Annotated in this window: 19 protein-coding genes; 14 read left to right on the top strand and 5 right to left on the bottom strand. The window is 53.2% G+C overall.

Features of this window, described 5'->3' with window-relative positions; all coding sequences use genetic code 11:
• The first annotated feature begins 20 nt into the window (after positions 1 to 20).
• The 10 genes from C1A10_RS07480 to C1A10_RS07525 all read left to right on the top strand — a co-directional run bounded on the left by C1A10_RS07480 (position 21) and on the right by C1A10_RS07525 (position 10751).
• Positions 21 to 344 (top strand): P-II family nitrogen regulator, encoded by a 324-nt coding sequence (locus C1A10_RS07480; protein ID WP_101909652.1) that lies wholly within the window; start codon positions 21 to 23, stop codon positions 342 to 344.
• 14 nt (positions 345 to 358) lie between these two features.
• Positions 359 to 742: a P-II family nitrogen regulator gene (locus tag C1A10_RS07485; protein WP_101909653.1), complete on the top strand. Its 384-nt coding sequence runs from the start codon at positions 359 to 361 to the stop codon at positions 740 to 742.
• A 14-nt stretch (positions 743 to 756) separates the two neighbouring features.
• A complete protein-coding gene (gene nifD, locus C1A10_RS07490; protein ID WP_101909654.1) occupies positions 757 to 2349 on the top strand; it encodes a nitrogenase molybdenum-iron protein alpha chain in 1593 nt (530 codons plus the stop codon).
• A gap of 2 nt (positions 2350 to 2351) precedes the next feature.
• A complete protein-coding gene (locus tag C1A10_RS07495; RefSeq protein ID WP_101909655.1) occupies positions 2352 to 3716 on the top strand; it encodes a nitrogenase component 1 in 1365 nt (454 codons plus the stop codon).
• Positions 3717 to 3797: 81 nt separating this feature from the next.
• On the top strand, positions 3798 to 5144 hold the full coding sequence (gene nifE / locus C1A10_RS07500; protein WP_101909656.1) for a nitrogenase iron-molybdenum cofactor biosynthesis protein NifE: 1347 nt from the start codon (positions 3798 to 3800) through the stop codon (positions 5142 to 5144).
• A 15-nt stretch (positions 5145 to 5159) separates the two neighbouring features.
• Complete coding sequence (nifB, locus tag C1A10_RS07505) at positions 5160 to 7775, top strand: nitrogenase cofactor biosynthesis protein NifB (protein WP_101909657.1); 2616 nt, start codon at positions 5160 to 5162, stop codon at positions 7773 to 7775.
• Positions 7776 to 7803: 28 nt separating this feature from the next.
• Complete coding sequence (locus C1A10_RS07510; RefSeq protein WP_101909658.1) at positions 7804 to 8112, top strand: 2Fe-2S ferredoxin; 309 nt, start codon at positions 7804 to 7806, stop codon at positions 8110 to 8112.
• A gap of 23 nt (positions 8113 to 8135) precedes the next feature.
• Entirely contained in the window at positions 8136 to 9095 is a 960-nt protein-coding gene (locus C1A10_RS07515) for a homocitrate synthase/isopropylmalate synthase family protein (RefSeq protein WP_101909659.1), read from the top strand.
• A gap of 9 nt (positions 9096 to 9104) precedes the next feature.
• Positions 9105 to 9911 (top strand): beta/alpha barrel domain-containing protein, encoded by an 807-nt coding sequence (locus tag C1A10_RS07520; protein WP_101909660.1) that lies wholly within the window; start codon positions 9105 to 9107, stop codon positions 9909 to 9911.
• A 273-nt stretch (positions 9912 to 10184) separates the two neighbouring features.
• A complete protein-coding gene (locus C1A10_RS07525) occupies positions 10185 to 10751 on the top strand; it encodes a UbiX family flavin prenyltransferase (protein ID WP_101909661.1) in 567 nt (188 codons plus the stop codon).
• Positions 10752 to 10884: 133 nt separating this feature from the next.
• On the opposite strand, the gene C1A10_RS07530 is transcribed toward C1A10_RS07525, so the two are convergent.
• The 5 genes from C1A10_RS07530 to C1A10_RS07550 are packed head-to-tail and all read right to left on the bottom strand — an operon-like array spanning position 10885 to position 17286.
• Complete coding sequence (locus C1A10_RS07530) at positions 10885 to 13203, bottom strand: xanthine dehydrogenase family protein molybdopterin-binding subunit (RefSeq protein ID WP_101909662.1); 2319 nt, start codon at positions 13201 to 13203, stop codon at positions 10885 to 10887.
• Positions 13200 to 14015, bottom strand: coding sequence for an FAD binding domain-containing protein (locus tag C1A10_RS07535; protein ID WP_101909663.1), 816 nt, complete (start codon positions 14013 to 14015; stop codon positions 13200 to 13202). The genes C1A10_RS07530 and C1A10_RS07535 overlap by 4 nt, the downstream gene beginning before the upstream one ends.
• Complete coding sequence (locus C1A10_RS07540; RefSeq protein WP_341456900.1) at positions 14015 to 14518, bottom strand: (2Fe-2S)-binding protein; 504 nt, start codon at positions 14516 to 14518, stop codon at positions 14015 to 14017. Before C1A10_RS07540 ends, C1A10_RS07535 begins: the two co-directional genes overlap by 1 nt.
• Positions 14519 to 14569: 51 nt before the next feature.
• Entirely contained in the window at positions 14570 to 16807 is a 2238-nt protein-coding gene (locus tag C1A10_RS07545; protein WP_101909665.1) for a xanthine dehydrogenase family protein molybdopterin-binding subunit, read from the bottom strand.
• The gene (locus C1A10_RS07550) at positions 16804 to 17286 is read right to left on the bottom strand and encodes a (2Fe-2S)-binding protein (protein ID WP_101909666.1); all 483 of its coding nucleotides are present in this window, start codon (positions 17284 to 17286) and stop codon (positions 16804 to 16806) included. Before C1A10_RS07550 ends, C1A10_RS07545 begins: the two co-directional genes overlap by 4 nt.
• 465 nt (positions 17287 to 17751) lie before the next feature.
• Here C1A10_RS07550 and C1A10_RS07555 point away from each other — a divergent pair, with 465 nt between their 5' ends.
• The 4 genes from C1A10_RS07555 to C1A10_RS07570 all read left to right on the top strand — a co-directional run bounded on the left by C1A10_RS07555 (position 17752) and on the right by C1A10_RS07570 (position 22224).
• Positions 17752 to 18825 (top strand): BMP family protein, encoded by a 1074-nt coding sequence (locus tag C1A10_RS07555; protein WP_180951041.1) that lies wholly within the window; start codon positions 17752 to 17754, stop codon positions 18823 to 18825.
• Positions 18826 to 19119: 294 nt separating this feature from the next.
• Positions 19120 to 20172 carry an ABC transporter permease gene (locus tag C1A10_RS07560; RefSeq protein WP_242968863.1) on the top strand — a complete coding sequence of 351 codons (1053 nt, stop codon included), beginning with the start codon at positions 19120 to 19122 and terminating at the stop codon, positions 20170 to 20172.
• 1 nt (position 20173) lies between these two features.
• Entirely contained in the window at positions 20174 to 21061 is an 888-nt protein-coding gene (locus C1A10_RS07565) for an ABC transporter permease (protein ID WP_101909668.1), read from the top strand.
• 14 nt (positions 21062 to 21075) lie between these two features.
• Positions 21076 to 22224, top strand: coding sequence for an iron-containing alcohol dehydrogenase family protein (locus C1A10_RS07570; RefSeq protein ID WP_101909669.1), 1149 nt, complete (start codon positions 21076 to 21078; stop codon positions 22222 to 22224).
• Positions 22225 to 22288 lie beyond the last annotated feature (64 nt).

Here is a 22288-nt window from a genome sequence, read left to right on the forward strand (position 1 = left end):
TATGGTAAAGGAGTATGTATATGCTGTTGATTAGAGCGATTATCCGACCCGAAAAAACGGGAATTGTCATGTCGGAGCTGGTCGCGGCGGGATTTCCCGCCGTCACAAAGATGGATGTCTTCGGACGCGGCAAGCAAAAAGGCATCACGGTCGGCGAGGTGCATTATGACGAGATTCCCAAGGAAATGCTGCTGGTGGTATGCAATGACGAGGATAAGGATGATATCATAAAAGTGATCCTGCGCAACGCAAAAACCAATGGCGGAACTTTTGGTGACGGCAGAATTTTTGTTTCTCCTGTCGTGGAGGCGTATACCATCAGCACCGGCAAAAAGGGCCTGTAAGGGGGAAAGCAGCGATGAAAGAAGTGATGGCATTTATCCGCGTCAATATGGTGAACGTCACAAAGGAAGCGCTTGCCAACGCAGGCTATCCGGCATTTTCCTGCCGCAAGTGCCTCGGAAGAGGCAAAAAAAGCCTGGAACCGTATTTGGTGGAAGCAATCCTTGCCACGGGGGAGGTTCCGGCAAACGCGGTAGGGGAACATCTCACGGAATATCAGCGGCTGATTGCCAAGCGCTTTTTCACCCTGATCGTCGATGACGACAAAGTGGAAGAAGTTGTGAAGATCATCATAGACGCAAACCAGACAGGACATCCCGGGGACGGCAAAATTTTTGTGCTGCCTATTATGGAGGCATATACGGTCAGGACGAGCGAATCCACAAAAGAAGCATATTAGGCGGGTGATTAGATATGGATGAGAGAACGAGATTGCTGGATAAATATTCCGCGAGGATTTATAAAAACCGCAAGGAGCATGTTATCCAGCTTCAGGAGGATCCCGCGGGTCAGGAGATTACCGCAAATACGCGCACGATTCCCGGGATCATCACCAACCGCGGTTGCTGTTACGCAGGGTGCAAAGGCGTTGTCGTCGGGCCGCTGAAGGACTGCTGTGTCATTACTCATGGCCCGATCGGATGTGGCTTTTACAGCTGGGGCACCAGACGCAACAAAGCGCAGGCGGAGGAAGGCGAACAAAATTTTGTACCCTATTGCCTTTCAACCGATATGCAGGAATCAGATATTGTGTTCGGCGGCGAAAAAAAGCTGAAAAAGGCCATCCAGGAGGCGGTGGAAATTTTTCACCCGAAATGCATTTTAATCTGTTCCACCTGCCCGATCGGGTTGATCGGCGATGATGTGCAGTCGGTCGCGCGGCAGACCGAGGCAGAGTACGGCATCAAGTGTATCGGATTCTCCTGTGAGGGATATAAAGGCGTTTCGCAGTCGGCAGGGCATCACATTGCCAATAACGGCCTGATGCAGCATATTATCGGGACGGGCGACAAACGGCCTGCCAAAAAGTATTCGCTGAATATTCTGGGCGAATACAATATCGGCGGGGACGGCTGGGAGCAGGAACGGATCCTCAAACGCGTCGGTTACGAAGTTGTGTCCGTATTTACAGGTGACGGTTCCTATGAAACGATGAAAAATGCGCATTTGGCGAATCTGAATCTGGTGATGTGCCACCGCTCCATCAACTATGTGGCGGAAATGATGCACACGAAATACGGAATTGACTGGCTGAAGGTGAACTTTATCGGTGTGGGCGCAACGATCCAGTCCCTGCGGGACATTGCCAAATATTTCAACGATCCGGAACTGACCGAGCGCACCGAAGAGGTCATCCGGGATGAGCTGGCGGAGATACTGGATGATATGGAATATTATAAAAACAAGCTCAAGGGCAAAACAGCCGGTATTTTCGTGGGCGGTTCCCGATCGCACCACTATCAGAAACTGTTGGAGGATCTGGGTGTTGAAACCGTCATTGCGGGTTATGAGTTTGCACACCGCGACGATTATGAAGGGCGTGAGGTGCTGCCCTTCCTCAAGGAGGATGCCGACAGCAAAAATATCGAGACCATTACGGTCGCGCCGGACGAAAAGCTGTATCAGCAGCGCTTTTCGCAGGAAGAGATTGAGAAGCTGCGGGAAGAAATTCCGCTGGATACCTATGACGGCATGATCCGCGACATGAAATCGGGGCATATGGTAGTGGATGATTACAACCATTTTGAAACAGAAATGCTGATTAAGCTGATGAAACCGGATATTTTCTTCTCCGGCATCAAGGACAAATACGTGATCCAAAAGGGCGGGACCCCGTCCCGGCAGATGCATTCCTACGATTATGCCGGCCCTTACGCGGGATTCAAAGGTGCCGTCAACTTTGCAAAAGACATTACAATGGCGATGTATACGAGCGCTTGGGCGTTTGTAACGCCGCCGTGGAAATCCGACCCGATTTTGGTCGGCTCGCTTACAGGAGGTGAATAAACATGTTGGATCTGACACCGAAAGAAGTATCCATACGTTCCGCGCTGCGCATTAATCCCTGCAAAACCTGCCAGCCGGTCGGCGCGATGTATGCCGCGCTAGGAGTTCATAAATGCATGCCGCACAGCCATGGTTCACAGGGGTGCGTTTCTTATCACAGGACGTTCCTGACTCGTCATTTCAAGGAGCCTGCCATGGCATCCACCAGCTCCTTTACAGAGGGTGCATCCGTATTCGGCGGAGGCAGTAATATCAAGACCGCTGTCAAAAATGTATTTGACCTATATGACCCGGATATTATCGCAGTTCATACAACGTGCCTGTCCGAGACGATCGGTGACGACCTGAATTCCTATATTCAGGAGATGAGCATCCCCGAGGGGAAACTGGTGGTGCACACCAATACGCCCAGCTATGTGGGCTCGCATATCAACGGATTTTTCAACATGATGTGCGGATTTATCAATTACCTTGCGCAGAAAACCGGTACGCCAAACGGCAAGACAGCGATCTTCCCCGGTTTTGTCAACCCGGGGGATATGCGGGAACTAAAAAGGATCGCCGGGCTGATGCAGGTTCCGTTTACCATGTTCCCGGATACCAGCGGCGTAATGGACGCGCCGATGACCGGGCGCTTTGAAATGTATCATAAGGGAGGCACCACCATTGACGAAATCCGCGGACTGGGAGACTGTGGCAAAGTGCTTGCCCTCGGGCAGATCACCAGCGTGGAACCCGCCGAGCTGCTTGAAAAGAAATGTAAGGTGCCTTATGAGCTGATGCCGCTGCCAATCGGTATTGAAGCGACTGACCAGTTTGTACAGGCGCTCTCCAAAATTTCGCATCAGGAAGTTCCCTATGAACTGGAGGAACAGCGCGGGCAGCTGGTTGACATTCTGCTGGATTCCCATCAGTACAGCTATCAGAAGTCCGTCGCGATCTTCGGAGACCCCGATACCGTAATTGGGCTGACGGCGCTTTGTCTGGAGATGGGAATGGTCCCGAAATATGTGATTACGGGAACTCCCAAGGAAGAATTCAGTAAACTGGCAGGCGCTTTATGCGAAAAGTACGGCGTGCAGGACTACACCGTAAAGGCGAACGCGGATCTGTTCGAGCTGCACCAGTGGATCAAAAACGATCCGGTCGATCTGCTGCTCGGCACCAGCTATGGAAAGCAGATTGCAAAAGCGGAGGATATTCCGTTTGTCCGGGCAGGCTTTCCGGTTCTGGATCGCTATGTGCATTCTGTTCTGCCGATGGTTGGCTACGGCGGGGCGATGCTGCTGGTGGAGAAAATCCTGAACACGCTGATGGACAGACAGGACAGGGATTGCGAAGACAAAGACCTTGAAGTGGTCATGTAAGAGACAATATTTATAGGTGCAACGCAGACTGCAATGGGGCATACCCCATTGCAGTCTGTCATTTTTAGGGGGGTGTTCAGGATGAGCGGCAGTGTAAGGATCTTGGAGGAGCGGAAAACCTCCATTTTAGATAAGGCGATGTGCTGTAACGGAAACGGAAAAGAGATCGGCTGTGAGAAGCAAAGTGTGTCCGGCGCTGTCAGCCAGCGCGCCTGCGTTTACTGCGGCGCGCGCGTGGTGCTGAATCCGATTACCGACGCTTACCATATTGTGCATGGCCCGATCGGCTGCGCCAGCTATACGTGGGACATCCGGGGCAGTCTGTCCAGCGGGGCGGAGATCTACCGGAACAGCTATTCCACCGATCTGCGGGAATCGGATATTATTTTCGGCGGTGAGAAAAAACTGGCGGCCGCGATTGACGAGCTGGTGGAAAAAGAAAACCCGAAGCTGATTTTCGTCTATGCGACCTGCATTGTCGGTGTGATCGGGGACGATATTGAAGCGGTCTGCCGCCTTGCTGAAGAAAAATACGGCATCCGTGTGATACCGGTGAAAGCGCCGGGCTTTTCCGGAACCAAATCGCTGGGTTATAAAATCGCGTGCAATGCCATTATGCGGCTGATTGCCCCCAACCGTGAACTGCCGAAGGGAAAGGGCGTCAATATTCTGGGGGATTTTAATCTTGCGGGTGAAATGTGGATAATTAAAAGCTATTTGGAACGAATCGGTATTCCGGTAGTATCCACTGTGACCGGGGACGCAAGCTTTGAATCGCTCATGCGCATGCCCAGCGCACAGCTGAATATCGTGCAGTGCGCCGGATCCTCCACCTATCTTGCCAACCAGTTGGAAGAGCAGATGGGAATTCCTTACATCAAGGTTAGCTTCTTTGGCGTGGAGGATACGACCAGTTCGCTTGTGCGCATCGCGCAGGCGCTTGGCGACCAGCAGGCGCTTTCCAAAGCGCTTGCTTTCACGGCGGAGGAAAGTGAAAAGGCAAAGGCATTTCTGAAAACGTATCTGCCCAAATTTGAGGGCAAAAAAGCCGCTGTTTATGTGGGCGGCGGGTTCAAGGCAATCTCGCTGATCCGGCAGTTCCGGGAAATGGGGATTGAAACGGTGGTTGTAGGTACACAGACCGGACAGAAAGAGGATTATGAGATCATAGAACAGCTTGTCAGCGATGACACGGTGATTCTGGACGACGCCAATCCGGCTGAGCTGGAGGAATTCATGCTCGAAAAGGGGGCGGATATTCTGGTCGGCGGCGTCAAGGAACGCCCGCTGGCCTACAAGCTTGGAATTGCGTTCTGCGATCATAACCACGAGCGTAAACACGCGCTCGCAGGCTTTGAAGGAATCCGTAATTTTACGCGGGAGGTCAACCTTTCGCTCAACAGTCCCGTCTGGGAATTTTGCAGATAAAGGCAGGTGAAGGCTATGGGAGCAAACCTTGTGAATCTGAATGTCAATCCGTGTAAAATGTGTATGCCGATGGGTGCGGTCAGCGCCTTCTACGGGCTGAAAGGCTGTATGACGATCCTGCATGGCTCGCAGGGCTGCGCTACCTACATCCGCCGCCATATGGCGACCCATTATAACGAACCGGTGGACGTCGCATCCTCCTCGCTGACCGAGGAGGGCACCGTTTTCGGCGGTGAGACCAATCTGATCAGGGGAATTGAAAACCTGATTTCGCTGTATAGCCCGGAGATCATCGGTGTGGCAACGACCTGTCTTGCGGAAACAATCGGAGAGGATGTGGGAGCGATCATCAGGAAGTTTTACGACGCGCATCCCGACGCGAAGGTCAAAATCATCAACGCGTCTTCGGCGGGCTATGCGGGAACGCAGTATGAGGGCTTTTTCCGGGTTCTGCGCGCGGTCGTCGAGCAGACGCCGATGGACACCAACCCCAGTCAGTCGGTCAATATCATAGCTCCGATGCTGTCCCCGGCGGACTTCCGGCAGTTAAAGAAGCTGCTCGAAAGCATGGGACTTTCGTACATTCTGCTGCCCGACCTGTCGGAAAATCTTGACGGTATCCATGAGAAGCATTACAAACGCATCAAGTCGGGCGGCACGCCGCTTGGGGAGATTGCCAGGATGGCGGGGGCAAAGTATACGATCGAGCTGTCCCGCTTCATCAGCGAGGACGATTCTCCGGCGCAGTATCTGAACGAACAGTTTGGTGTGCCGTTTGAGCGGCTGGCAATGCCGGCAGGCATCCGGGATACCGATGCGCTGATTGAAAAGCTGGTTGAGCTGGGCGGCAGAAAAACGCCGGAACTGATGCGGGAACGCGGAAGGTATATCGACGCAATGATCGATTCGCATAAGTACTGTGCTCTGGGGCGCGCGGCGGTATTCGGGGAGCCGGACTTTGTGTATTCCGTGATAAGGCTGTGCTGTGAAAACGGCGTGATTCCCGTTCTGGCGGCGACTGGATCGGTATGTCCCGCGCTGCGCCCGGCGTTGGAAGAAGAAATCCGGAAATGCGCGGACCGGCAGCTTGTGGAAAAAACCGTGATTCTGGATGACTGCGATTTTGACATGATTGAAAGCGTTTCCCGCGAGTTGGGCGTTAACGTCATGATCGGCAGCTCCGACGGCAGGCGGGCGGCGCACAGGCTCGGCGTGGATCTTGTGCGCTGCGCGTTTCCGATCCATGACCGGGTCGGAGGGCAGCGTGTCAGGATGATCGGTTACGGGGGCTCTCTCAATCTGCTTGACCAGATTGCAAACATTCTGCTTGGAAATCAGGAGGAGCGGTTCCGCGGAGAAATCTATGACAGCTTCTTCGAAACAGCGCGGCATACCGGGCAGGCAAAGAAACCGGAGGGCACCTTGCAGACGATTGCGCAGAGGACGGCCTCCCACCCCTGTTATACCTGCGGGGGCGGGAAATATGCGAGAATGCACCTGCCGGTCGCGCCCAAATGTAATATCCAGTGCAACTACTGCGTGCGCAAGTATGACTGTCCCAACGAAAGCCGCCCCGGCGTAACGACGCAGGTGCTAACGCCGGAGGAAGCGCTGGAAAAATACAAGCTGGTGAAAAAACAGGTGGAGAATCTGACGGTTATCGGGATTGCGGGGCCGGGAGACGCACTTGCGAATTTTGAGCAGACACGCGATACCCTTCGGTTGATCCGGGAATATGACCCGGACGTGACCTTCTGCCTTTCCACCAACGGTCTGATGCTGCCGCTTTACGCGCAGGAGCTGGTTGATCTTGGCGTCTCCCATGTGACCGTTACGATCAATGCGGTCGACGTGGAAATTGGCGCCAAAATTTACAAATACGTCGACTATATGGGAACACGCTATACCGGTGTGGCGGCGGCATCCATCCTGCTGGGCAACCAGCTGGCCGGGCTGCGTTATCTTACGGAACACGGCATTATCTGCAAAGTAAATACGGTTGTGCTGCGGGGCATTAATGAGGAGCATATTGAGGAGGTTATAAAAAAAGTGCGTGATCTGGGAGCCTACATCTCCAACATCATGCAGATGATTCCTGTAGCGGGTTCGGCATTTGAGAATATGGAGCTTGTAAGCAACAGGGAAATTTCAGAAATCCGGAATAAGTGTTCTGTCGATCTCAAACAGATGTATCATTGCAGACAGTGCCGTGCGGACGCAATCGGGACGCTCGACAACGATGTTTCAATTGAATTCAGGGGAGGCTGCGGAACCGGGGAAGAACAGGCGGCGCTGCCGGTGAAAAAATATGCGGTCGCCTCCAAGAGCGGTATGCTGGTGGATCAGCATTTTGGCCATGCGGATACGTTTTATATCTACGAAAGCGACGGTACAACGGCGCGTTTTGTGGAAAAGCGTCAGGTAAACCATTACTGTACCGGAAAAGAAGACTGTCTGGATGATAAGCAGTCCAAAATGGATCTGATCCTGTCAACGGTAGCTGATTGCAGCGGTGTGCTTGCCCTGCGAATCGGAAACGCGCCTTTAGAGAAGCTGGAAAGTAAAGGTATCAAGGCGGTTACAACCTATGACCGGATCGAAAATGCCGTAAAGCAGGCGGCGTCACAGTAAATAATAAAGAAGAAAGGGGCGTCGTAATATGGTAAGCCCAAAGTATCATATCTTTGTCTGTACGAGCTGCCGCACCAATGGGGTGCAGAAAGGATTCTGCTATCAGAAAGATAGTGTGAAAGTCATTGAGAAATTCATGGAGGAAATTGAGGAAAGGGATCTTTCCGGCGAATGTATGGTAAACAACACCGGCTGCTTTGGGATTTGCAGCAGAGGCCCGATAGCCGTTGTCTATCCGGAGGGGGTATGGTATGGAGGGCTCACGCCGGAGGCCGTGGTGGAAATTATGGATCAACATATTGAAAGCGGTGAAATCGCGGAGAAATACCGGATTTAACATGATAACGGGGAGGGCGTCCTATGATCAGACTTACAGATATGACTGTCAGCTGCCTGGATGCGTATGATCCTTCTTCCGGGCAGATCCAGGCCCTGATCGGCTATCTGATAGAAGCAGGCGTCGACACGATTGAGCTGACAACAAACGCCCTGCACAAGTTGGGAACGCCTGACCCCCAGGGAAAGTACATCCTGCGCATCAGGCAGCCGGACGAGGCATTGTCCTACCCTGAGTTCAGCCGCTTTATCTGCCGTCGCGGCGGATGGAAACCGTCATCAGGCATTGTATCGGAAATTCAGGCAAACGACATTCGGGAGATCAATTTTCTAAGCCAGTATGGAGTGTTGGAAAACATCCGTATTGTCGGATTTGACGACGTACTTTGTCACAATTTTGAGCGGGTGTTTGAAAGCGTGAAAAAGCAGGTGCGCGGACGGATCGAGTTCTGTCCGGAGGATTCGCTGTTCTGCGCGACAGCCCTTGCGGTGGAGTGGGCGCTGTCCGGAGGGACAGACATCGTTGCCTCCTTCGGCGGAATCGGCGGCAAAGCCTCTCTTGAGGAGGTGATGGTGGCGCTGCGGGTCGTCAAACGATATAAAAGCACAATGTCTTTTTCGGTATTCCCTAAGCTTGCCAAACTGATTGAACAGATTACCGGCGTTTCGTTTTCCAATAAAAAAGCTGTCATCGGGGAGGGAATTTTTGATGTGGAATCCGGCATCCATGTGGACGGAATTATAAAAAATCCCCAGATGTATGAACCATATGCCCCTGAGCTCATTGGAAAAACGCGCAAAATCATTGTTGGGAAGCATTCCGGGCACAAAGCCATTGCCGTCAAACTCAAGGAGTTAGGGCTGTCTCCGGAGGAATATCAGTTGGATAGCCTGCTGGACGCTGTCCACAGCACAAGCATCCGCAAAACGGCAAGCCTCAGCGACGCGGAATTTATGGAGCTTGCGCGTATGCACAGAAAGTGAGGCGCGGGTATGGTTGCACAAAAATATATTGTTGATACAACGATGCGGGACGGTGATCAAAGCCCCGGAATCGCCATGAACCGTGAGCAGAAGCTCATCATCGCGAAAATTCTGGATGACGCGGGCGTGGAACAGATCGAAGCGGGCGTTCCCGCGTCTGACCGCTATGAAGCCGATACCATTCGCCAGATCATGAAAAACCGCAGGAATGCAAAAATATCTGTCTGGAATCGGGTAAATATGGAGGATATCCAAAAGTCGGCTGAATGCGGGCCGGACATCATTCACATCTGCGCGCCTGTCTCCTATGTACAGATCTATTCCAAACTCAACAAAAACAAAACATGGCTGGTCAAGAATCTTTCAGCCTGTGTGAAGTACGCGCAGGAATGTGGATATGAGGTTACGGTTGGCTTTGAGGATGCCTCCCGTGCGGATATCACGTTTATGGTGACGCTTGCAAGAAAGATGAAAGAGCTTGGCGTTACGCGTATTCGGTTTGCGGACACGGTGGGTGTCCTTTCTCCCACGAGAACTTATTTTGCGGTGCGGGACATCATTGAGCAGACCAGTATCGACGTGGAAATCCACGCGCACAATGATTTGGGAATGGCGGTTGCCAATTCGCTTGCGGGAGCGAAAGCCGGCGCGAACTTCATTGACACTACCATTTTGGGGATCGGAGAACGTGCCGGCAATTGTGATTTTCATAAGCTGATCCATGCGGCGCAAAGCATATTTGAACTGCAGACATCCAAATTTGATGCCTTTTGCGCGCAGGAGCAGATTGCCGAATTGCTTTCTTTGCATCACTGATTTTCACGGAATTTTGCAGGCGGACAATGGTGCCTTGTCTGCGGTATAAACAATGGTGTTTATAAGAATAGCGGCGCCGTGCAGTCAAACTGTACGGCGCCGCTGTTTCTGCACACTATTTCAGGAGGGCAATTTGGCCGCTGCATGACTTTTTCCAGCTTATTTGAAGGGTAGCTTTTTATCATGGTTTATGGTAAATTTATTAAATGATATGTTTGTCTTATAATAATCAAGAGCAGGGCAAGAATGATAAAATGGCGTGGGGGATTGGGAATGGCGAAAAAAAGGATTGTCATAGGTATTAGCGGAGCAAGCGGCGCGCCGCTAGCAATTGAAACGCTGCAAATGCTGCAAAAGCAAACGGACTGGGAAACGCATCTGGTGATGTCCCGGGGAGCGGAGCGGACAATTTGCATGGAAACGGCACTGACGCCGGATGAAGTATATGCGATGGCTGATGTGTGCTATGACAATGAGGATATAGGAGCGGCAATCGCAAGCGGAACATTCCGCAAAGAGGGAATGCTGATTGTACCTTGCAGTATGAAAACAGTCGGGGGAATTGCATCGGGATATTCCGACAGCCTTCTGCTGCGCGCGGCGGATGTGACGTTAAAAGAGCGACGGCGGCTGGTAATCGCCGCGCGAGAGACTCCGGTTCACGCCATTCACCTGCGAAACCTGCTGACTTTGTCACAGGCAGGCGTAACAGTTGTGCCGCCGATGGTTTCCTATTATCAAAATCCGCAGTCGGTGCAGGAAATAACGCATCATATCGTCTGCAAACTGCTCGACCAGTTTGGCATCGAATGTGAGAATTTTTCTCGTTGGGGAGAATAGACAAATAAAAACACAACCGTCCGGAACCCCGGACGGCTGTGTTTTTATTGTGCAATAATTTTAAAAGTAACCGGTTTTGTGGAGTCGGGACAGCAAACATAGGCGATTTCTTTTTTCACGTCCCACGGAGGGCTTAATGCATTCCTTCTTGAGCGACTCTTCGGGGGTATTTGTTAAGGCCGCGCGCACAAAGCGCCCGGTAAACTTTTTCAGGGGTCATCGGGAGTTCATGCAGTTTGATGCCTGTCGCATGAAATAGTGCGTTTGCAATCGCGGGCGCGGGGGTATGGATGACCAGTTCCCCCAGAGATTTTGCTCCAAATGGCCCTGTCGGCTCGCTGCTCTCTTCAAATGCGACGCGGATATTGCGCACATCCAACCGTGTGGGAATTTTATACTGCATGAAGCTGTCGGTAATCAGACGCCCTTTTTGATCCCGCACCGGCTGCTCATAAAGCGCGTAGCCGATCGACTGCACAACGCCGCCCTCCGCCTGAATACGTGCGAGGGCCGGATTGATCACTTTTCCGCAGTCCACCACCAAAACAAACTGATGCAGATCAATTTTTCCGGTTTCCAGATCAAGGTCGATTTCGGCAAAACCGGCGGCGAACGGATTCGGCGCGTCGGTACAGAGATAGGTCTCGGTCGCTTCCAGCATCGCGTTGTCACCGATCATGGTCGCCATGCCGATCCCCGAAAGTTCCATAAAGCGGGAAGGGTCGTTTTGCATCGCGACACGGTCTTCCAATAAAACCAGCGTGTCCGGCGGGCAGGCCATCCGTTTGCCCGCCCATGTAAACAGCCTGTTTTTAAAGCTTTCCGCCGCTTTTATGACTGCGTTGCCGGTTACATAGGTTGTGCACGAAGCAAATGCGCCCGTATCGTAGGGACCGTCGGTGTCGGCTGTGCGGGTATTGATGCGGGAAACCGGACAGTTCAGCACCTGTGCGGCGATCTGTGTAAGGATGGTGTCCGAGCCGGTGCCCAGATCGGTCGCGCCCGAACGCATGAGGTAGGTGCCGTCCTCTTCCAGGCGGATGGAAACGGCGGCCTGCCCGATATTCTGTACGCCGGAGCCATGTGTTGCGGCCGCCATGCCTACCGCGCGAAGCCGGGTTTCGGAAAGCTGCTGGACCGGATACTTTTCGTTCCACCCGATCATTTCCCGGCCGCGCGCAATGCAGCGCAGCAACGACGAGGAGCGGATGGGGGTCGTGAGAATCCCCCCGGTGTCGCCTTCCTTCGCACAGTTTTTGAGCCGAAAAGCAATCGGGTCGATTCCGCAGGCGTCAGCAAGCTCATCCATCATGCATTCTATGGCGAACGTGGACTGCGCCGCGCCGTAACCGCGCATCGCGCCGCCCGGCAGCAGATTGGTATAGACGGTGGTGCCGGTGAATTCGATGGCATCGGTGCGGTTGTGCATCGGAAGCATATTGCCGGCGGAGACCATGGTGACCGCAGGGCCGTCCTCGCCATAGGCGCCGGTGTTGTTCAGGCAGTCAACCTGAACTGCCTTGAGCGTTCCGTCCGCCGATGCCCCGAGCGTAATGCGAAACCGCATTTCATGGCGGCTGGCCGTTGCCGTAAAGGTTTCCTTGCGGGTCAGCACCATCTTTGCCGGGCGTCCCGTTTTCAGTGTAACAATGCCGACATACGGCTCACAGACCGTAATATTTTTTCCGCCGAATGCCCCGCCGACGCGCGGCTTCATGACGCGAATCCGGTTATAGGGCAGGCCGAGCGCGGCTGCGGTCTGCCTGCGCGTATGAAAAGGCGACTGGGTGGAGGTCCAGAAGGTGAGACGGCCGAATTCATCCGGAAAGCAAAACGAGCGGTGTGTTTCCATCATGCAATGCGACTGCGGCGGAGTGAAGAATTCTCCCGTAACCACACGGTCGGAGCTGGACAGGGCGCTGCTGAGATCACCTTTTTGTACTTTGTGGCGGGAAACCACATTGTGTGCACAGTCCAGCCCGACATCGTCCGGCATAAATACCCCTTCGTTCGGAGCGTGTACCAGCACGGGGTTATTTTCCGCATTGGTAAAGTCCAGCACGGCGGGCAGAATTTCATAATCGACCCGGATCAGTTCCAGTGCGCGCGCAGCGGCCTTTTCGCTTTCCGCGGCGACAATCGCCACCTCATCCCCGACGTAACGCACCACCGGTTCCAGCAGAAAGCGGTCGTGCGGACATGGCTCGGGATAGCTTTCGCCGGAATTCGTGTAGCGGCAGTGGGGCACATCTTCATGCGTGAGGATGCAGGCCACTCCCGGAATTTTTTCCGCATGGGACTTGTCAATCGAGCGGATGCGCGCATGGGCGTGGGGAGAGCGCAGAATTTTGACAATCAGCGCGTGATGATAAGCGGCGAGGTCGTCGGTATAAACCGGTTTCCCCGTGACCAAAGCCTGCGCGTCGAGCTTGGGGATGCTTTGCCCGATCAATGGCCTTCCTCCTTTCCCAGCAGCGGCCGGAGCATGCGGCGCATCAGCACGTTGCACATTTCTCTGCGGTAGTCCTCCGAACCGCGCATGTTGGAGCCGAACTTCAATTCTTCTGAAGCAAGCAGTACGGCCCGCTCTGCCAAAACATCAACTGGCAGGGAGCCGCGGTTTTGCAGGACAAATTCCCCGGCGTTTCGCGCAAGCGCCGCACACTGCGGGCGAGCGCCGACCGCGATGCGGCAGTCAGCGTGATCAAGATACACCGCTCCGTTCAAAAGAGCAAAGTCACCTGCCGAGTTCCGCAGACAGGCTGATCTGCCAATCCCATTCTGTGCGGGAAGCAGAATTTCCAGCAGGATATCCCTGAAAAACGGCCGGTTCAGGAAGTCCTCAAGCGGCATCATCCCGGCTTTTGCCAAACGGACAGAAGCGCCGCATGCCAGCAGGGAAGGGAGAAGGTCCGAAAATCCATATCGCGCGAATACGCTTGCGCCGACCTGCGCGACGGCCCGGAACTGCACGCCGACAATGTTGAAGATGCCGTCGGCAACCAGCCCTCCGCAATAACCGCACAGCAGAGGGTCGGTTTCAGCTTGGCGCAGGGTACAGCAGGCGCCGATCTGAAGTGCTCCGTCCTGTTCGTAGATGGAATTCAGCCCCAGATTTTTCAGGTCGATTCCGGTATGCAGTTTCAGATTGCTCATCCGCAGCCATGCGGTGCCGCCCAGAATACGGTTTTTCCTGCTTTTGTCCAATAAAGCGAGAGCCTCTTCAACAGTTGCCGGGGCGGCGTAGTCCTGAAAGGAAAACATCAGTCCACCTCCGGTTCCGGAAGCCCCATATAGCGCCGGACCGTGCGCATCTGCCCCATATAGCCGGTGCAGCGGCACAGATTGCCGTTCAGGTAGCGGCGGATTGCTTCTTCGGTGGGAGTTTGCAGTTCCCGCTTCATCGCCAGAACGGTCAGAATGAATCCGGGTGCACAGAACCCGCACTGTTCCGCGCCCTGCTCTGTGAGATACTTTGTGAATTCGGAGGCTTCTTCCTGCATCCCCTCTAAAGTATGTACGGTATGGCCGTCCGTCCGTGCCGAAAGTGTCGAGCACGATAATATAGGAGTGCCGTCAACCAGTACGGTGCAGAGCCCGCACATACCGGTGTCGCAGCCGCGCCGCACGCTCAGCATCCCTGCCGCACGGAGCGTTTCGGACAGATATTCATCGGGTTCAATAGGAAGCACAGCAGGCCTTCCATTTAAAAGAATATGGATGTCGATAAAAAGCGCTCCTTTTCTGTGGTTTGCTGTATCTATAATAAGGTATCTTTTTCCGCGTTCCTTCCTATTATAATGGGAAAAGGACAGACCTTATTTTTGAAGCGCGGCCAGAATTTTTTTCGGCAGAAGCGGAAGGTCGGACAGTTCCGTCCCCAGCGCGTCATTGACCGCATTGATAATTGCGGGAGCGACCGGTACAATGGAAGCCTCGCCGATGCTTTTGCCGCCGTAGGGACCATGCTCTTCATAAGCCTCCACGAAGTGAATCCGGATTTTCGGCATATCAGCGGCATGGGCAATCCGGTAACGGCGAAAGCTGGTGGACTTGCCGCGTCCTTTTTCATCCAGCTCGATTTCTTCAAACAACGCCATGCCAATCCCCATCGCGATGGCACCCTCCACCTGTCCTTCCAGCAGAAGAGGGTTCAGCGCCGTGCCTACATCGCACGCGGCAACATAGTCCAGTACGCGTACAGTCCCCGTTGCTTTGTCTACGCGGACCTGCGCAAAATGTACGCCGTAGGAACCCGCATTATAATAGGAATTATAGGAAAGTGTTTCAATCAGTTTTTCCCGGCGCTTGTCCATGGCGTACCAGACCAGTTCTGTCTTGTTGATAGACTTTCCATCCTTTGTGACAAAAACTCCATTTTCCAGTGTAATCTCCTCAGCCTGCACCCCGAACACTTCCGCCGCCAGAGAAAAGAGGCGTTCCCTCATTTTTCGTGCCACCAAAACAATCGTTTCTCCGCCCGTCCAGGTGTTGCGGGACGCGCCTGCGCCGGTATCATAGGTGCCCGCGTCGGTATCGGAATGAATCAGATTGATGTCGCCGAGCGGCATATCCAACTGCTCCGCGACGATCATTTTATATAAAGTATAGGTACCCGCCCCATGGTCGCAGTTGCCGGTGCGCAGCAGACAGGTTCCATCCTCGTTCATCGCGATGGAGGCCACCGAAATATCGGGAGCGAACGGAGCGACCCCGTTGCCGTGCATGGCGGCTGCCAGTCCGACTCCATAAGCATACCGTTCCCCGGACTTCGCTTTGCATTCCTGCTTCTTTTTGTCCCATTCGAACAATTCAGCACCCTGCCGCAGGCAGTCCCGCACCCGACCGTTGGCGAGCGAGGAACCGTTGACCGGATCAGGGGCGAAAGGAACCATCAGATTTTTCATGCGAAGCTCTACGGGATCGATATCCAGCCTTTTGGCAAGCTGGTTTACTGCGACTTCAATTGCCGTAAATACCTTTGGCGAGCCGAAGCCGCGCATTGCGCCTCCGACCGGCGTATTCGTATAGACTGCCTTGCCGTCGAACCGCATATTGGGTATGGCATAGACCTTGAACATCTTACCGCACATGGCGTGCAGCACGTTGACCGATCCGCCGCAGTAGGCCCCCACGTTCATAAACTGGCGATAATCAATCGCGGTGATCGTTCCATCGCGTAATGCCGCGATAGTTGCCGTCATTTTAGCGGCATGGCGGGTCGTCGTGCAGAGAATGTCTTCCTTGCGGTTAAACCGGATTTTAACATGCCGGCCGGATTTTTTGGAGAGCAGCGCCGCAATATGTTCGGCGGTAAGGCCGTCCTTTCCGCCGAACGCTCCTCCCATCAGCGGACTGTGATAATGAACTTTGGAAATCGGCAAGCCGAAAATCCGGCTGAGGATGATCTGCGTACGGTGCACGCCCTGCTGCGGCCCCCAGACGGTCAGGTTATCGTCCGGCGCCCAATATGCGACGCAGACATGCGGTTCGATCGGGGCATGATGAATCATTTTGGTTTCCATCCGTTGTGTATACACCACGTCTGCGGATTTGATGGCGGTGTCTACATCACCGCACTGCGTCAGCAGGGGTTCCAGCAGGTTGCCTTCCGGATAGAGCTTTGGGGCGTTCTCCCCAAGTGCAAGTTCAGAATCCAGAACAAACGGCAGTTCCTCATATTCCACGCGAATCAGAGAAATCGCACGGTTGGCAATGACCTCGTTGTCAGCGGCAACCGCTGCGACGGCATCCGAAATACAGCGGAGCCGGGTATCAAAAACGCGCTCCGTAGCCGGAGGGGTGTCATGCAGGTTGCGGTGAATCCGATTGTACAGTGTCTGCGGGGAATCTTTGTAACTGACAACTGCGTGTACACCCGGAAGCGCTTCTGCGGCTGAAGTGTCAATGGAAAGGATGTTGGCATGCGCGTACGGGCTGAACAGAATCCTGCCGACAAGCGCGTTGGGGAAAGCAAGGTCATCACCGTAAAGCGCGTGTCCGGTCACTTTCATAAGTGCATCATCGATTGGGGTGGGCACGCCGATATATTTCACGATACAACCTCCTTTTCCTGCATCTGTAGAGCAGCCAGGTGGATTGCCTCCACGATCTTTTTGTAGCCGCTACATCGGCAAAGGTTATTTCCGAGTGCTTCAAGGATTTCATCCTCGGTTGGATCGGGGCTTTTAGAGAGCAGGGCAATGGATGTAATCACCATGCCGGGTGTGCAGAAACCGCATTGAATGGCTCCGGCATCTATGAACGCCTGCTGAACCGGATGAAGCTGGCCCCCCTGACTGACACCCTCGATCGTGACGATTTTTTTGCCTTCCATATTGCGGGCAAGGAGCGTGCAGGAGTTTTTTGCCTCACCATCGATCAGCACTTTGCAGGCGCCGCAGTCACCTGTGCCGCAGCCGTATTTAGAGCCGGTAAATCGCAGAAGCTCACGGATAACATACAGCAGGGTCCAGTTTGATTCAACCTGTAACGGATAATCCCTGCCGTTGATGTTCAAAAGAATGCTTAACATGGTTTTTGCCCTCCTTGCTCAAAATAAAAATCGGCGGTACCCCCATTATGGTTTTGGCATAAAACAATCGTCAAAAGACCATTGCAATTATACTCCGCCATGCCGAGTGTACCGCCGACATAAAGCCGTCTGTACAAAAAAGAAGTCATTGCAAAGGAGAACCCTTCACAATGACCTCTTTGTCATTTTCTATATTTTTATTATAGCTTTTTGTTCAAAAAAGTCAATACGGCGCTGATTTAAAAGCAAAGTAAAAGAATTGAACAAAAACACGAAAAGATTTATGCAATATTGACCAATATGGAACTGGGAATAAAAAACATGTTGACAAATCATAGCCCGATGCGTTAAAGTGATGGCAACGAAAAAAGACAAAGATGTCTGACATGGGAGACCATGTTGGACGTCTTTTTTTTATTCAAAAAAGCGCCCAAAAAGCGTTTAAAAAAATGGGGAGGGTCAATTATGAAAAATTTTTTCGCGTTTTTACTGGCGGCTTCTATCACAGCGGTTTCACTAAGCGGGTGCGGCGGTTCGGCTGCGCAGTCATCAGGTTCCAAAAGCGGCGATGCCGCGGACCAAGGCAGCGCGGCGTCTGCCGGCAGCGAACAGGCCTCGGAAAGTAAAGCCGGCGGAGAGTTCAAGGTGGCGATGCTGCTGCCCGGTACCATCAACGACCAGGGCTGGAATGCGGAAGCCTATAAAGCGTTACAGGCCATTGAGAGCGGTCTCGGCGCCGAAGCCGCTTACAGCGAAAGTGTGCCGCAGTCCGATTATGAGCAGGTTATGCGCGGCTATGCGAGCCAGGGGTTCAATTTCATTGTCGGTCATGGCTATCAGTTTTCCGATGCGGCAAAGATCGTAGCCAAAGAATTTCCGGATGTGGATTTCTGCATCACAAACGGTACGGAAACGCAGGAACCCAATCTGGCGACCACCAGTGTGGATTCCTATGAATTCGGATTTCTCTCCGGAACGGTTGCCGGCGTTCTGACCAAAAGTAAAAAAGTCGGCATTGTGGTTGGCGAATCCTCTCCGGTCATGAATGCTTTCTCCGACAGCTATCTGTTCGGTGCGAGTTATCATGATTCGTCGATCACCGGCAAAAGCATCACCGCGGGTACCCTCGAGGATGCGTCCAAATGCAAGGAAAATGCGTTGAACCTGATCGATGACGGTGCGGATGTACTGACTCAAATGGCCAATCAGGCGGGCCTTGGTGTAATCAACGCCTGTGAGGAACGCGGCATAATGAATCTCGGCTCCAACGGGGATCAGGCTCCGGTAGCGCCGGATACGGTTGTGACCAGCGTTGTGCAGGATATGAGCAAAGCAATTTATGCCGCCGCGGAGAAATCCAAGAATGGCGAGCTTGAAGCAAAAAGCTATAATTTCGGCATCAAAGACGGCGCACTGTATCTCACTCCGTTCGGTAATTTTGAGGACAAACTCACACAGGAGCAGAAAGACGCCATTTCCGGATATCTGGAAAAACTGAAAAGCGGCGAGATCGATGTCCACGCACTGATGGGTAAATAAGCGGTTATATCCCCAATTTGCCTCTGCGGCAGTCAAGCCGCAGAGGCAGCTCACTATTTACAGCGCGCAGATTCCGGCAGGGGAATGCAATTGTTCCCAAAACAAATTTATGAGGAACTGCCGGGAGGTCACTTCAAATCATACGGTCGAAACCCGTCACCACCATAAAAAGCTGTGGAGTGGGATGGCAATTTTGCAGGCCGTTTGCGACAGTATGACAATCAGAAGCCGCAAAATTTCTAACAAGCCCCACACTGTTTTGAATGGTGATAACGGAAGGGATGGTTATGTACCATGAGTGAGAAGATAGGAAACAAAAAACTGGGACAAGTCCGGGAGATTGCAAAGCCCTTTATTTCGGTCTTTCTGGCGTTATTATGCGGCGGGATTATTATCGAGATAATCGGGGAAAACATGGGGAACATCTATCAGATCATGTTTACCGGGGCATTCGGAAACCGGATCAATATTGCGGAAACGCTGATCAAATCAACCACATTAATTTTTACCGGCATGAGCTATGCATTTGCCTATAAATGCGGTCTGATCAATATCGGCGCGGAGGGGCAGCTTTATATGGGAGCGGCGCTGAGCACCTGGATTGGCGTGAACCTCACCGGCCTTCCGGCAGCGGTTCATATTCCGGTTGCCCTGCTGGCGGGCTTTTTGGGCGGCGCGCTGCTGGGCGGATTGGTGGGATGGCTGAAAACACGTTTTGATGCAAATGAAGTCATCACAACCGTTATGCTCAATTATGTGGCTCAGTATCTGGTCAGCTGGCTGGTAACAGGCCCCATGAAAGAGCAGCCGGGCGACTTCCCGCAGACGGCAATGACACAGGAGTCCGCCTATCTGCTGAATATTCTGCCGGGGACCCGTTTGCATATGGGATTTGTGCTGGCAATCATAGCGCTGGTGCTTTACGGCGTTTTTCTCTGGCATACGTCTTCCGGCTATGAAATGCGTATTGTCGGCCAAAACAACAAGGTGGCCGCGTACGCGGGGATGAACGTCAAAGGCAACGTGATGGCCGCGATGTTTATCGCGGGCGGATGCGGCGGCCTCGCCGGCGCAATGGAGATTCTTGGCGTGCAGCATCGTCTGCTGCAGAATTTCTCAAGCGGCTACGGTTTTGACGGCATAGCGGTGTCCCTTCTGGGCAGCAACAACCCTCTGGGAATTTTCTTATCCTCCATCCTGTTCGGCGCGCTGAAAAGCGGCGGCAACGCCGTCCAGATGTTTTCCAATGTGCCGGCGGCAATTATCAACATTATTCAGGCGCTTGTCATCATTTTCGTTGTCATTGACCTGGTGTCCAAACTGTGGAGAAAGAAGATGGTGAAGTAACATGGACAATTTCAATTTGATCGGAAATCTGCTGCTGTCTGTGATCCGCACAGCGACTCCGATTCTGTTTGTCGCACTGGGCCTGCTGGTGATGCAGTCCTCCGGCATTATCAACATGGGGGCTGAGGGCATGATGCTGCTGGGCGCGTTCGTAGGCGTGATCGGTACCTACTGGACCGGGAATGTCTGGCTGGGTGTGCTGTGCGCAATGGCGGCCTCGGGGCTTGCCAGTCTGCTGTTCAGTTACTTTGCGCTGACCTTCCAGGTGAATCAGGTGGTGCTGGGAGTTGCCTTCAATATCCTGTTCGGCGGCGTTACGACAACGCTCAGCCGAAGCGTGTTCGGGCTGAATTCCGCGCCGCCCAAGATCGACGGCTTTCATGATGCGCTTTTTGGCTTGCCGCTTCCGGTATACATTGCATTTGGACTGGTTCTGGCAATCCATCTGTTCTTTTACAGAACCAAACCCGGCCTGAAAATCCGCGCAGCCGGTGAATATCCGCAGGCAGTGGAAGTAGTCGGTCTGTCAGTCGTTAAGATCAGGCTTCTCAGCAGTCTTCTGGGCGGTTTGTTTATCGGTTTTGGGGGAGCTTTTCTGTCCTTGGGGCAGTTGGATTTCTTCATTGAAAATATGTCCAACGGGCGCGGCTATATCGCGCTGGCGGCTGTTTCATTCGGAAAATTCACCCCAATCGGAACGATGCTGGCAGTGCTCCTGTTTGGCGGGGGCGAAGCGCTGCAATACCGTTTGCAGGCCGGCAACAGTATCATTCCTTACCAGTTTGCGCTGATGATCCCCTATGTGATGACAATTATCGCGCTGGCCCTGTTTATCCGCAACGCATCCGGACCGGCGGCGCTTGGCAAACCGTATCAAAAGAGCCATTAAGGAGTTGAACATTCTTGAAAAAATTTTTCCTTCCTGTCGATGTCCGTTTCGGAGAAGGCGCTGTAAATCTGCTTGAAAAAATAGTGGGGCCGGACGACCGTGTGTTTGTTGTAAGCGATCCCGGTCTGGTTGCCGCGGGAATCTCCGGCAAAGTAACGGCAATTCTCGACAGAACCGGCTGTGCTTTTACAGTTTATTCCGATGTGACGCCGAATCCGACATCCGACCTTGTCGCATCGTCGATGGAGGTGCTGAGAGGATATCAGCCGACGAAAGTCATCGCGGTCGGCGGCGGAAGCCCGACCGATCTGGGCAAAATTCTTTCCGCTCTGGCAACCAATTCGCGGCCGCTGGCGGACTACCAGTGGAACGGCTTTGATTTTGAAGCGCCCTCGCTGCCCTTTATCGCAATTCCGACAACAGCCGGAACCGGTTCCGAAGTGACCCGCTGTGCGGTGATCGGGGACAAAGAGGTAAAAAAAGGTATCAATTCCGACAAATTGTTTGCCGCGTATGCGATCATTGACCCGGAACTGATGACTGGTCTGCCTCCTTATCTGACCGCGACAACCGGCATGGATGCGCTTACGCATGCAATCGAAGCCTTTACCGGACTCGGTTCCAGTCCTGTTACGGACGCGTGGGCAAAAGAGGCAATCTCGCTGATCGGAAAATCGCTCTGGACTGCCTGTGCGGATGGCTCAAATGTGAAAGCGCGCACGGACATGGCGCTCGCATCGATGCTGGCCGGTGTGGCGATGGACCAGGCGGGACTTGGAATGGTTCACGCGATGTCCGGCCCGCTGTGTACGCACTATCATCTGGCGCATGGGGAAGCGAATGCCCTGCTGCTGGAATATGTCATGCGCTTCAATTTAATGTCCTGCGCAAAAAAATATCGAACCGTTGCCGAACTGCTCGGCTGCGACACAACGGGGCTCAGCGATTTTGAAGGCGGCGCTCTGGCTGTTGAAGCAGTTTCCAGACTGTTTGCCGAGACCGGGTGTCCTGTGGACTTGAAAAAATACGGGGTAACCGCTGATGCCGCCGACACCATAGCGGAAGGAACCTACAAAATGTATATGATTGCAAATAACCCGCGCAAGCCTTCCACAGCGCAGTGCAGACAGGTTTTCCTCGAAATGCTTGCGCACAACCAATAATATTTGCTCTGTGAAATCGATGCAGGGGGATATAAAAGATTATCCAGAGAGAGGTATGAGAAAG

Source organism: Marasmitruncus massiliensis, assembly GCF_900186535.1.
GTDB classification, from domain to species: domain Bacteria; phylum Bacillota; class Clostridia; order Oscillospirales; family Ruminococcaceae; genus Anaerotruncus; species Anaerotruncus massiliensis_A.